Source organism: Nonomuraea sp. NPDC049504, from assembly GCF_040676845.1.
GTDB classification, from domain to species: domain Bacteria; phylum Actinomycetota; class Actinomycetes; order Streptosporangiales; family Streptosporangiaceae; genus Nonomuraea; species Nonomuraea salmonea.
Genome location: NZ_JBFAPT010000019.1, coordinates 186635 through 199084, shown reverse-complemented (window position 1 = coordinate 199084; position 12450 = coordinate 186635). Strand labels below are relative to the sequence as shown.

12 protein-coding genes and 1 riboswitch are annotated in these 12450 nt (G+C 68.8%); of the genes, 7 read left to right on the top strand and 5 right to left on the bottom strand.

Translation table 11 applies throughout. The features are described 5' to 3' along the window. Window positions 1-28 precede the first annotated feature (28 nt). From AB0K28_RS32365 to AB0K28_RS32340, 6 genes are all read left to right on the top strand, one after another. Window positions 29-583: an RNA polymerase sigma factor gene (locus AB0K28_RS32365; RefSeq protein ID WP_237106268.1), complete on the top strand. Its 555-nt coding sequence runs from the start codon at window positions 29-31 to the stop codon at window positions 581-583. 79 nt (window positions 584-662) lie between these two features. Beyond that, window positions 663-804, top strand: a riboswitch (SAM riboswitch). A 13-nt stretch (window positions 805-817) separates the two neighbouring features. After that, entirely contained in the window at window positions 818-2050 is a 1233-nt protein-coding gene (thrC, locus tag AB0K28_RS32360) for a threonine synthase (RefSeq protein WP_345391246.1), read from the top strand. A gap of 24 nt (window positions 2051-2074) precedes the next feature. Continuing rightward, the gene (locus AB0K28_RS32355; RefSeq protein ID WP_364377490.1) at window positions 2075-2350 is read left to right on the top strand and encodes a MoaD/ThiS family protein; all 276 of its coding nucleotides are present in this window, start codon (window positions 2075-2077) and stop codon (window positions 2348-2350) included. Between the two features lie 243 nt (window positions 2351-2593). Further along, on the top strand, window positions 2594-2794 hold the full coding sequence (locus AB0K28_RS32350) for a cold-shock protein (protein WP_106250594.1): 201 nt from the start codon (window positions 2594-2596) through the stop codon (window positions 2792-2794). 330 nt (window positions 2795-3124) lie between these two features. After that, window positions 3125-4756 carry a chaperonin GroEL gene (gene groL, locus AB0K28_RS32345; RefSeq protein WP_345391243.1) on the top strand — a complete coding sequence of 544 codons (1632 nt, stop codon included), beginning with the start codon at window positions 3125-3127 and terminating at the stop codon, window positions 4754-4756. 150 nt (window positions 4757-4906) lie between these two features. Continuing rightward, window positions 4907-5137 (top strand): hypothetical protein, encoded by a 231-nt coding sequence (locus AB0K28_RS32340; RefSeq protein WP_364377488.1) that lies wholly within the window; start codon window positions 4907-4909, stop codon window positions 5135-5137. 69 nt (window positions 5138-5206) lie between these two features. On the opposite strand, the gene AB0K28_RS32335 is transcribed toward AB0K28_RS32340, so the two are convergent. Then, a complete protein-coding gene (locus tag AB0K28_RS32335) occupies window positions 5207-5737 on the bottom strand; it encodes a YbhB/YbcL family Raf kinase inhibitor-like protein (RefSeq protein WP_364377486.1) in 531 nt (176 codons plus the stop codon). Window positions 5738-5803: 66 nt separating this feature from the next. Then, complete coding sequence (locus tag AB0K28_RS32330) at window positions 5804-7834, bottom strand: AAA family ATPase (RefSeq protein ID WP_364377484.1); 2031 nt, start codon at window positions 7832-7834, stop codon at window positions 5804-5806. A 121-nt stretch (window positions 7835-7955) separates the two neighbouring features. On the opposite strand from AB0K28_RS32330, the gene AB0K28_RS32325 reads away from it, so the two are divergent. Continuing rightward, window positions 7956-8285 (top strand): hypothetical protein, encoded by a 330-nt coding sequence (locus AB0K28_RS32325; protein ID WP_364377482.1) that lies wholly within the window; start codon window positions 7956-7958, stop codon window positions 8283-8285. A 212-nt stretch (window positions 8286-8497) separates the two neighbouring features. Here AB0K28_RS32325 and AB0K28_RS32320 read toward each other — a convergent pair whose 3' ends face one another. From AB0K28_RS32320 to AB0K28_RS32310, 3 genes are all read right to left on the bottom strand, one after another. Further along, the gene (locus AB0K28_RS32320) at window positions 8498-10150 is read right to left on the bottom strand and encodes a DNA repair helicase XPB (protein WP_364377480.1); all 1653 of its coding nucleotides are present in this window, start codon (window positions 10148-10150) and stop codon (window positions 8498-8500) included. A 132-nt stretch (window positions 10151-10282) separates the two neighbouring features. Further along, window positions 10283-10639, bottom strand: coding sequence for a hypothetical protein (locus AB0K28_RS32315; RefSeq protein WP_345391234.1), 357 nt, complete (start codon window positions 10637-10639; stop codon window positions 10283-10285). A 73-nt stretch (window positions 10640-10712) separates the two neighbouring features. After that, complete coding sequence (locus AB0K28_RS32310; RefSeq protein ID WP_364377478.1) at window positions 10713-12191, bottom strand: AMP-binding protein; 1479 nt, start codon at window positions 12189-12191, stop codon at window positions 10713-10715. Between the last annotated feature and the right edge of the window lie 259 nt (window positions 12192-12450).

Below are 12450 nucleotides of genomic sequence, written 5' to 3'. Positions count from 1 at the left end.
GGCTCCTTTCGATCATAGGATCCCAGCTATGGCGCTTGATGAGCTAACCGAGGAACTCGCCCGCTCAGCCGCTGCCGGAGATCATCGCGCACTCGGCGAGCTCCTGGCGCGGATAGAGCCCGATGTGATGCGGCATTGCGCCCGAATCCTGCCTTATCACCAGGACGCGGAGGAGGCCTCGCAAGATACGTTGCTGGCTGTCGCGCGTAATATCGGGCGGTTCGAGGGGCGTGCCAGGTTCAGTACGTGGCTGCACATCGTGACGGCCAACTGCGCGCGCACGACGTACCGGTCGCTGAAGCGGCGGGCGGCCGAGCAGAGCTCGGACGAGCTGCCGATGCAGAAGCCCGACGTGCGGCGGGTCAGCGTGATCGCGGGCTCGCGGCTCGACCTGCTCGACGCGATGGAGGCCCTGGAGGCCGACAAGCCCGACCTGGCGCAGGCGCTGGTGCTGCGTGACATCGTCCAGCTCGACTACAACGAGGTGGCCGAGCAGCTCGGCATCCCGCTGGGCACCGCGAAATCCCGCATCCATCAGGCACGCAAGTACGTGCAGGGTGTGCTGGGCGAGGACTATCGCTGAGACCACCCGTCTCACATGGTGAGACGGGTGGTAATTGCGGCCACTTAAGCGGGTAGAGTCCGTTTCAACAACTTCATATTGCTCATCCAGAGGGGTGGAGGGACCGGCCCTGCGAAGCCCCGGCAACCCTCCCGGCTTTCGACTCGCGACCAGGCGAGGCCGACCGGGACAAGGTGCCAATTCCGGTTCGCGGTCAAGGTGGCCGCGGGCGAAGATGAGGGAAGGCCTCGCTTCATGTCGCTTGACTTTGGTCCTGCCACCGCTCTGTCCTGCCGCGAGTGCGGCGCGCGTTACCCGCTGGGTCCCAGCTTCGCGTGTCAGGAGTGTTTCGGGCCGCTCGAGGCGGCCTACGACTTCGGCCGGGTGACCCGCGAGCAGATCGCATCGGGCCCGGCCAACATCTGGCGTTACCGGGCGCTCCTTCCGGTTCCGGCGAACGTGACCGAAAAGCCGAATATGAACCCCGGCTGGACGAAATTGGTCAAGGCCGGAAACCTCGGCCGAACGCTCGGCATCAAGTCCCTTTACGTGAAGGACGACTCCGGCAATCCCACCCACTCCTTCAAGGACCGGGTCGTCGCCATGGCCGTCGAAGCGGCCAGGAACTTCGGCTTCCACACGCTTTCCTGCTCCTCCACCGGCAATCTCGCCGGCGCCGTCACCGCCGCCGCCGCGCGGGCCGGGCTCGACGCGTGCGTGTTCATCCCGGCCAATCTGGAGCAGGCGAAGATCGCCATGGCGCGGGTCTTCGGCGGGAAGCTCATCGGCATCGAGGGCACGTACGACGACGTCAACCGGTTCTGCTCCGAACTCATCGGCGACCCGCTGGGCGACAAGTGGGGATTCGTCAACGTCAACCTGCGGCCCTACTACGCCGAGGGCTCCAAGACGCTCGCGTACGAGATCGCCGAGCAGCTCGGCTGGCGGCTGCCCGAGCAGATCATCATCCCCATCGCCTCCGGGTCCCAGCTCACGAAGATCGACAAGGGCTTCAAGGAGCTGGTGAAGCTGGGGCTGGTCGAGGACACCCCGTACAAGATCTTCGGGGCGCAGGCGGCCGGGTGCTCGCCGGTGTCGACCGCGTACAAGGCGGGGCACGAGGTCGTACGGCCGGTCAAGCCCGACACCATCGCCAAGTCCCTGGCCATCGGCAACCCGGCCGACGGGCCGTACGTGCTGGACATCGCCCGGCGCACCGGCGGAGCCGTCGAGGACGTCACCGACGCCGAGATCGTGGCCGCCATCAAGCTGCTGGCCTCGACGGAGGGCGTCTTCGCCGAGACCGCGGGCGGCGTCACCGTCGGCGTGCTGAAGAAGCTCACCGAGAACGGCGTGCTCGACCCCGACGCCCTCACCGTGGTGCTCAACACCGGTGACGGGCTCAAGACGCTCGACGCGATCAGCGACGACGCCGCACCCACGGCCGTGATCCGGCCCTCTCTCGACGCGTTCCGCGCGACTGTCTGACAACCAGGAAAGGCGACTTAAACCATGAGCGTTTCTGTGCGGATTCCCACCATTCTGCGCACCTACACCGGGGGCAACGCGGAGGTCAGTGGCGAGGGCGCGACGCTTCGTGACGTGCTCATCAAGCTCGACGCCGACTACCCGGGCATCGGCGCGAGAATTCTGGATGAATCGGGCAAGATTCGTCGTTTCGTCAACGTTTACGTGGGGGAAGAGGACGTCCGTTTCGCCGAGGGCCTCGACACTCCCGCCCCTGAGGGGACTCAGATCTCCATCATCCCGGCGGTCGCCGGCGGCTGAGTGTCGCGGCTCGCATCCAGAAGGCGCCCCTTGTGGGCGCCTTCTCCTTTTCCGGGCCTAATTCAATGTTGAACCAGGTTCGGGAAGAAGAAATAGGCAGTTCCCAGATTGACTCTGTTGCCAAACCCCTCCCCACAGGTATGGTCGAGGGCGATCGTCCGGCTGATTTTCTGTTAAGTCGGGCGATTACAGGTCTCGCGGAGGAATGGGCGAGATCTGGGAGACCAGTAAGAGGAGTCGGAAGTGGCGCAGGGCACCGTCAAGTGGTTCAACGCGGACAAGGGCTACGGCTTCATCGCGGTAGACGGTGGTAAGGATGTATTCGTCCATTACTCAGCGATCATGATGGACGGGTACCGATCTCTCGAGCAGGGACAGCGCGTCGAGTTCGAGATCACGCAGGGCCAGAAGGGACCGCAGGCGGAGTCCGTCCGAACGGTCTGATCGACATCCTGGTATGCACCGGGCGGGTTCGCACGGCAGCGCAGTCCGTGCGAGCCGTCATCTCTCTCTCGTCGACTCGCGTACGGTGGGCCGCCCAGGGCGGCTCGCCGTACCGGCGTACTGACTGACCTGGGCGGAAACGTGGGGCAGGTGGGCGTTCGCTTGCACTCGACAGGGTAGAGTGCTAAACAGTTCGTTGGCACTCTGTGCAGCAGAGTGCCAACACCGGATCGGGACGATGGGGTCTGCCGAAGGAGATGCTGACCCATGCCGTCGCGGGCGTCGGCTCGGTCCACGACAAGCCACCCTGCATCTGGGAGGTCTAGCCTTATGGCAGCCAAGATGATCGCGTTTGACGAGGACGCCCGGCGCGGTCTCGAGCGCGGTATGAACCAGCTCGCCGACGCCGTCAAGGTGACCTTGGGTCCCAAGGGCCGCAACGTCGTGCTGGAGAAGAAGTGGGGCGCTCCCACGATCACCAACGACGGTGTGTCCATCGCCAAGGAGATCGAGCTCGAGGACCCCTGGGAGAAGATCGGCGCCGAGCTGGTCAAGGAGGTCGCGAAGAAGACCGACGACGTGGCTGGTGACGGCACCACCACGGCCACCGTGCTCGCCCAGGCGCTGGTGCGCGAGGGCCTGCGCAACGTCGCCGCCGGCGCCAACCCGATGGCCCTGAAGAAGGGCATCGAGTCCGCCGTCGAGCGCGTCAGCGAGGAGCTCTCCAAGCTGGCCAAGGACGTGGAGACCAAGGAGCAGATCGCCTCCACCGCCTCCATCTCCGCCGCCGACCCCGAGATCGGCTCGCTCATCGCCGAGGCGATGGACAAGGTCGGCAAGGAAGGCGTCATCACCGTCGAGGAGAGCAACACCTTCGGCCTCGAGCTCGAGCTCACCGAGGGCATGCGCTTCGACAAGGGCATGACGTCGATGTACTTCGTGACCGACTCCGACCGCATGGAGGCCGTGCTCGAAGACCCCTACATCCTGATCGTCAACAGCAAGGTCTCCGCCAACAAGGACCTGCTGCCGCTGCTCGACAAGGTCGTCCAGTCCGGCAAGCCGCTGCTGATCATCGCCGAGGACGTCGAGGGCGAGGCTCTGGCGACCCTGGTCGTCAACAAGATCCGCGGCCTGTTCCGTTCCGTCGCCGTCAAGGCTCCGGGCTTCGGCGACCGCCGCAAGGCCATGCTCAACGACATCGCGATCCTGACCGGCGGTCAGGTCATCGCCGAGGAGGTCGGCCTCAAGCTCGAGACCGCCACCCTCGACCTGCTGGGCCGCGCCCGCAAGGTGGTCGTGACCAAGGACGAGACGACGATCGTCGACGGCGCCGGTGACGCCGAGCAGATCTCCGGCCGGGTCAACGAGATCCGCGCCGAGATCGAGCGCACCGACTCCGACTACGACCGCGAGAAGCTCCAGGAGCGCCTGGCCAAGCTGGCCGGCGGCGTCGCCGTCATCAAGGCCGGTGCCGCCACCGAGGTCGAGCTCAAGGAGCGCAAGCACCGCATCGAGGACGCCGTCCGCAACGCGAAGGCGGCCGTCGAGGAGGGCATCGTCCCCGGCGGTGGCGTGGCGCTGCTGCAGGCCGGCGCCAAGGCGTTCGACAAGCTCGAGCTCAACGGCGACGAGGCCACCGGTGCCGCCATCGTCAAGAAGGCGCTGGAGGAGCCGCTCAAGCAGATCGCGGTCAACGCCGGCCTCGAGGGCGGCGTCGTGGTCGAGCGCGTGCGCAACCTCACCCCGGGTGAGGGCCTCAACGCCGCGTCGGGCGAGTACGTCAACATGTTCGAGTCGGGCATCATCGACCCGGCCAAGGTGACGCGCTCCGCGCTGCAGAACGCCGCCTCCATCGCGGCGCTGTTCCTGACGACCGAGGCCGTCATCGCCGAGAAGCCCGAGAAGGCTGGGGCCGCTCCCGCCGGCGGCATGCCCGGCGGCGGCGACATGGACTTCTAGGTCTTTATCCGTCGCGCAGGCGAAGAGCGGTCCGGAATTTTCCGGGCCGCTCTTTTTCTTGTGGAGCTGCCATTACGTTTCACCATTGATCCGCTACTCATGGTGAGGAAAGGTGGTCAGCCATAACTCACCTCAACGAAGGAGTGGCGGATGTTCTCCCGCAGCAAGCGCATTTTCGGTATCGCGGCCATCGCCCTGGCCGCCGTCACCGCCGCGGCGGCTCCCGCGCATGCCGACGACGAGCTGACGAGCACGTTCAGCCTGCTGCGCCAGCTGAACAATCCGTTCTGCCTGCCGGGCGCGACCACCACCGGCATTCCGGTCGTCGACTCGCTGCTGCCGGGGCTCGTCGGCTGCCCCCAGGCGCCCCTCGTGCGCTGACCCCGACATGAGCTGACCCCGACATGACGAGCGCCCCGCCGGGCTCCCGGCGGGGCGCTCTGACGCTTGTCAGACGCCGAAGTGGGCCACGACGAAGCCACGGGCCAGCAGGTTGGCGTTGATGTTGAAGCCGACCACGGCCGGGCTGGTGTCGCTGTCGACCCCCAGCTTGTCGACGCCCAGCGCGTGCACGGTGAAGACGTAGCGGTGCGGGTCGCCGGGAGGCGGGGCGGCGCCGCCGTAGGCCTTGGTGCCGTAGTCGGTGCGGGCGTGCACGGCGCCCTCGGGCAGGCCCTTGAAGTCGGGCGCCGAGCCCGCGCCGGTGGGCAGCTCGGTCACCGAGGCCGGCAGGTCGAACAGCACCCAGTGCCAGAAGCCGCTGCCGGTCGGCGCGTCGGGGTCGAAGCACGTGACGGCATAGCTCCTGGTGCCCTCGGGGGCGCCGGACCAGCGCAGGTGCGGCGACTGGTTGCCGCCCGTCATGCCCCAGTCGTTGAAGACGTGGAGGTCGGGCAGTCGCTCGCCGTCCTGGATGTCGTCGCTCTCGACCACGAGCGCGGGGACCGACGGCAGGAATTCATGGGGAAGCGGTGCGGGCACGGCATCCTCCTTGGGTGAGAGCTAGGTGCTTGCCCAGCCATCCTAGAAGCGCCGTGCCCGCGCGGCTCACGCCGCCAGCTCGGCGGGCAGCGGCTTGTCGTGCAGCACGGTCAGCGAGGTGACCGCACGGGTCAGCACGACGTAGAGCCGGGCCAGGCCCCTCGGCTCGGCGGCCACGATGTCGGCCGGCTCGACCACGATGACGTGGTCGTACTCGAGGCCCTTGGCGAGCGTGGCGGGCACGACGAGCAGGCGCTGCTCGTCGGGGGAGTCGGGGTCGAGCACGGCGTGCGGCAGCTCGGCCAGCGCCTGCGAGACGGTCTCGACCAGGGCGTCGGGAACGATGACGCCGATGGAACCCTCTTTGGCCAGCGCCTGCCGCGCCACCTCGATGACCGAGCCGCCGGGCAGCACGGTGAGCGAGCCCGCGCCGGGACGCAGCGAGCGCGGCGCGGCCAGGCCGGGGGCGATGGAGGGCAGCAGCCGGGCCGCGTAGTCGAGCACCTCGCGCGGCACGCGGAAGCCGAGTGTCAGCTCCGTCACCTCGCCCTCGCGCTGGCCGAGGTGTTCGAGCACCGCCTGCCACGAGGTGGTGGACCACGGGGTGGTGCCCTGCGCGAGGTCGCCGAGCACGGTGGCCGAGCCGTTGCGGCAGCGCCGTCCGAGCGCCCTGAGCTGCATCTCCGACAGGTCCTGCGCCTCGTCCACGACCAGGTGACCCAGTGAGGGCGTGCGTTCCATGAGGTCGCGCAGCTCGTCGAGGAGCGCCGCGTCGGCCGCCGACCACTTCGCGGACTTCCAGCTCCGGTACGGCTTGCGCCAGGCGAGCAGCTCCTGCTCCTCGGCCGTCAGGTCGGACTTGGCGGCCTTGGCGCGGAACTCGGGGTCGGACAGCAGGCGATGGAGCACCTGCTCGGGCGTCAGCTTGGGCCAGACGGCGTCCACGAGCTGCTTGACCGGCTTCGACCTGGCCACCGCGTCTTGGACCCGGTCGTCGGGCGACTCGCCGCGCTGCTCCATGCGGACGAGCACCATGTGGGCCAGCCGCTGGGCCAGCGCCGCGCGGCCGGGGTTGTAGCGGGTGGTGCCGCGCAGGGAGGCGACGATCTCGCGCACCTCGTAGTCGGCCACCCGGTGGCGGTAGGCGCCCTTGGTGAAGACGACGCCTTCCTCCGGTTTGACGATGTGCAGCCAGAGCGCGCGCTCAAGGACGGCGGCCATCCTGGCGTCGCCCTTGATGGCGGCGACCTCGGGGTCCTCGGGGGCGGCGTGCTCGCCGAGCAGCCCGGCCACCGTGGTCTGGTCGACCTTGACCTCGCCCAGCGCGGGCAGGACGGAGGAGATGTAGGACAGGAAGGCCCGGTTCGGCCCGACGATCATGACGCCCGACCTGGCCAGCCGCTCGCGGTGGGTGAACAGCAGGTAGGCGGCGCGGTGGAGGCCGACGGCGGTCTTCCCGGTGCCGGGGGCGCCCTGCACGCACACCGTCTGGGCCAGCGTGGAGCGGACGATCTCGTCCTGGTCGGGCTGGATGGTGGCGACGATGTCGCGCATGGGGCCGGTGCGGGGCCGCTCGATCTCCTCGGTGAGGATCTTCGACGGGCCGATGTCGCCGCCGTCGGCCAGCGGCTCGTCCTCGTACGCGGTGAGCGCCCCGCCGTGGTAGCCGAAGCGCCGCCGGCGCTCGACGCCCATCGGGTCGGCCGGGCTGGCCTGGTAGAACGCGCGCGACACCGGCGCCCGCCAGTCGATCACCAGCGGCTTGCTGCCGGCGTCGTGGACGTGGCGGCGGCCGACGTAGATGGTGCTCGGCAGGTCGTCGCCGCCGGCGCGGTCGAGGCGGCCGAAGAAGAGCGGGGTGTCGGGGTGGTCGGCCAGTGCGGCGACCCGCTGGTCGAGCAGCGACTGCAGGATCTGCTGCGAGACCCAGTCGCCGGCCGCGTCGGCCGACAGGGACTGGGCGTGCGCGCGCATGGCTGTGAGCGCGGCTCTGGACTCGGCGAGGTGGGCCTGCTCGGCCGCGAGTACGCCGGCCGGGTCGTCGGGGTCGGTGCTGGTCTCTTGGCGTATGTCTGGGGCCATCTGGTGCCCGGGCATGCGAAAGCGCCTCCCTGGTCTGGTGAACGGAGGTGGTCAAGGCAGCGAATCCGCCAGTCTAGTGGCGACTTCGGCGGGCTTCCAAAGCATTTACTCGCGGCCGACCGGGTACGCATAGGAGGTGCTCCGGCTCCGTGTCTCGCCGATCGTCCCCACGATCGCGAGCTTCCTGCTCGCCGCGTTGTGGGGTCTGTCGGTGTTCGCCGGATGGGGGCTGCAGGCGTTCTGTGCGGGAGATGAGAGCCCGTCGACGTGTTCGCAGCGCCTTGATACGGTTTCCACGGTGTCGGCGCTGTTCGCCGCACTGGCGGCGTGCTGCACGGTGGCCGCCTGGCTGGTCCCGTGGTCGAGGGCCGACTCGCGGACGTTCGCCCGCTTGATGGGCGCCGGGGTGGTGGCCTGGATCGCGGCCGAGGGCGTGTTGTTCCTCGGCGGCCTGCTGGCACGCTGAGCCAGGCGGAAACGGGCGTCCGCTACCAACCTGGAAATACCGAAAAATTCGGGCATTTCAGGTGGGTTTGTCGGATCATGGGGGTATGTCGCAGGCGGCGTGATAGTACGCAGGTGAGGGGGGTGGTTCGAATGTCGGCCCGCGGAGTCTCGTGGACGTGACACCACGGTGAATGCCTGGCCGCTCGGGCGAGCGGCCGGGCATCGCGACCGCTACACCCCGCCGAGCACGTCGTCGGCGTCGATGATCTGATAGGCGTACCCCTGCTCGGCCAGGAACCGCTGCCGGTGCGCCGCGAACTCCTGATCGACGGTGTCCCTGCTGACCACCGTGTAGAACCGGGCGCCCCCGCCGTCGGCCTTGGGCCGCAGCACCCGCCCGAGCCGCTGGGCCTCCTCCTGGCGCGAGCCGAACGTGCCCGACACCTGGATCGCGACGGCCGCCTCAGGCAGGTCGATGGAGAAGTTGGCCACCTTCGACACCACCAGCACCTGAATCTCCTTGTCGCGGAACGCCTGGTAGAGGCGCTCGCGCTCCTTGATCCTGGTGTCGCCCTTGATCACCGGCGCGTTGAGGTGCTCGCCCAGCTCGTCGAGCTGGTCGATGTACTGGCCGATGACCAGCACCTGCTCACCCAGATGGCGGCGGACCAGAGCCTCGGTGACGTGGGTCTTCGACGGCGTGGTGGCGCAGAAGCGGTAGCGCTCCTCCGCCTCGGCCATCGCGTACGCCAGCCGCTCGTCGTCGGTCAGCGTGACCCGGACCTCGACGCAGTCGGCCGGCGCGATCCAGCCCTGGTTCTCCATCTCCTTCCAGGGCGCGTCGTAACGCTTGGGGCCGATCAGCGAGAACACGTCGCCCTCGCGGCCGTCCTCGCGCACCAGCGTCGCGGTCAGCCCGACGCGCCTGCGGGCCTGGAGGTCGGCGGTCATCCGGAAGATGGGCGCGGGCAGCAGGTGGACCTCGTCGTAGACGATCAGGCCCCAGTCGCGGGCGTCGAACAGCTCAAGGTGGCTGTAGACGCCTTTGCGCCTGGTGGTCATCACCTGGTAGGTGGCGATGGTGACCGGGCGGATCTCCTTCTTGTTGCCGGAGTATTCGCCGATCTCGTCCTCGGTCAGCGACGTGCGCTTGAGCAGCTCGGTCTTCCACTGGTGGGCCGAGACCGTGTTGGTGACCAGGATGAGCGTGGTGGCCTGGGCGTGTGCCATGGCCGCCGCGCCGACGATCGTCTTGCCCGCGCCACAGGGCAGCACGACCACGCCTGAGCCGCCGTTCCAGAACGCGTCGGCCGCCTCGCGCTGGTAGGGCCGCAGCGTCCAGCCGTCCTCGTGCAGCGTGATGGGGTGGGCCTCGCCGTCGACGTAGCCCGCGAGGTCTTCGGCCGGCCAGCCCAGCTTGAGCAGCGCCTGCTTGACGTTGCCGCGGTCGCTCGGGTGCACGACGACCGAGTCGGCGCCGATGCGCTCGCCCAGCATCGGCTGGATCTTCTTGGAGCGCAGCACCTCCTCCAGCACGGCCCGGTCGGTGGAGGTCAGGACCAGCCCGTTGACCGGGTCCTTCTCCAGGCGCAGCCGGCCGTAGCGGGCCATCGTCTCGGCGACGTCCACGAGCAGCGCGTGGGGCACCGGATAGCGGCTGTAGCTGATGAGCGCGTCGATGACCTGCTCGGCGTCGTGGCCCGCGGCGCGGGCGTTCCACAGCGCGAGCGGCGTGACGCGGTAGGTGTGCACGTGCTCGGGAGCGCGCTCGAGCTCGGCGAACGGCGCGATCGCCTTACGGCAGGCGTCGGCCTGCTCGTGGTCGACTTCGAGCAGCAGCGTCTTGTCGGACTGGACGATCAGCGGTCCATCGCTCACTGGCATGTCTCCGTGGGGTCGCGTACGGGGCTCTGACGCATCAGGACCATCGTCTCGTGATCCCGGCTCCCCCGCTCCGTGTCTCCAACAACGGACACGCCAGGATTAGTCCTGGACGGCGATGTGCGGCCCCCTGGCTCAGTCGTCGAAGGCGCCGTTGACGCCCAGCAGGATGAACGTGCCGAAGGTGATCACGAGGCCGGCCCCGAACAGCACCCAGCTCCAGACCAGCATCGTGCGGGCGACCTGCGGCCTGGTGGTGGCCCTGCCGAGCGCGAGGCCGGCGAGGATCGCGCCGGGGATGCCGAAGACGTTGCAGCAGGAGACGACCGCGAGCAGGTTGAGCACGAGGGCGACGATCGCGTTGGCGGTCGGGCCGCTGCTGGGAGGCGGCGGAGGGGGACCGTAACCGTAGCCGTAGTGAGGCGGCGGCTGCTCGCCGTAAGGCGCGCCGTAAGGGATGTACGGCTGACCCGACGGGTCTTGCTGGCTCATCCTCACCTCCGAACTGGTCAACAATTATCACGGAATCACCCCGTGGCAGACCGGTATGGAGGATGGGCAGCGCTCAGCCGAGCAGCGCGCGCAGCGCCTTGCGGTCGAGCTTGAGCACGCTCGTCAGCGGCACGGAGTCCACGAACCGCACCTCCCGGGGATACTTCACCCGGCCCACCCGCTCGCGCGCCCACGCGACGAGCTCCTCGGCCGTCACCGTCGCGCCCGGCCTGAGCTGCACGAACGCCACGACCTCCTCGCCCAGGGCGGGCTCGGGCCGGCCGACGACGCCCGACAGCACCACGTCGGGATGCCGGTCGAGCGCGTCCTCGACGTCGCGCGGGAACACGTTGAAGCCGCCCCTGATGATCAGGTCCTTCTTCCTGTCCACGATGTAGAGATAGCCGTCGTCGTCCACGCACCCGATGTCACCCGTACGCAGCTCGCCGTCCACCAGCGCCGTGCCCTCCGGGTCGGGCTCGTGCTCGCCCCAGTAGCCGAGCATCAGCGACGACCCCGACACGCACACCTCGCCGACGTCGCCGGGCTCCGCGACCTCGCCGTCGGAGTCCCTGATCGTGAGGGAGTAGCCGGCCAGCGGCAGGCCGACGCTGCCCACCCGGCGCCTGCCCGGCGGGTTGAACGTGGTGACCGCGCTGGTCTCGGTCAGCCCGTAGCCCTCCAGGATCTGCACGCCCGGCATCCTGCGCTCGAACTCGCGCAGGGCGTCCCTGCCGAGCGGGGCCGCGCCGCAGGTGAGGTAGGCGAGGTCGGGCAGCGGGCGGGATTCGAGCGGCTCGGCGAGCAACTGGTGGATCATCGAGGGGACGACGGTGCCGTACCTGACGTGCTGCTCGGCGGCCAGCTCCAGGAACGTCTTCGCGTCGAACCAGCGCATCAGCACGGTCTGCTGGGGCTCGCTCGCGTGCAGCGAGGCGACGGTGATGATCAGCCCGTACGCGTGCGACAGCGGCACCGGCACCAGCGCCCGGTTCATGCCCTCCTGGTGGGAGAGGGCGAAGGCGTCCCTGGCGACGTGCCAGAGGCCCTGGTGGCTGAGCATGACGCCCTTGGCCGTGCCGGTGGTGCCGCCGGTGTACATGAGGGCGGCCAGGTCGCCGGGGTCCCTCGCGACGGGGCCGTGCTCGGCCGCGCGTTCGAGCTCGGTGGTGTCCACGTACGCGGGGATGTCCACGCCGGCCGCGCGTACGGTGTCGGCCAGCTCGGGGGAGGTGACGACGGCGGCCGCGCCGCTGTCGGTGAGCACGTGCCGCAGCTCGTCGGGACCCACCAGGAACACCACCGGCGTCACCACCGCGCCCGCCGCCCACAGCGCCTGGTAGACGATCGGCACCTCGGGGGAGTTGGCCATCATGACCGCGACCCGGTCGCCGGGCCTGATGCCGGCCTCGATGAAGCCGCCGCACATCCGGCGCGCCCGCTCGGCGAGCGTGTGGCCGCGGTGCCAGACGCCGTCGTAGAACACCGCGTCGTGGTCGTCGAAACGCTGCCATGACTCCTCGGCCAGGCGGCCCAGCGTGTGCTCGGTCACATGCCCAACCTGATGGGAGCGGGGAGGCGGAGTCAAGAGCTGTGACCTTGACTCGTCATTGTGGACATGGGTGGCGTAGTCCGTAAATCGATATAATTCTCGTTATATTGTGTTCCGAGTTTGCATGTAGCGCTAGATCGTGTATTTGTGGAGATCTACGGGTCGTGAGGCCCCGTGCGGGCAATGCCGGGCATGATCCACATGCCCGGGACCGTCGTGAGAGGTGGCTTATTTCCGCAGGTCAGGTGCGGGATGGCTG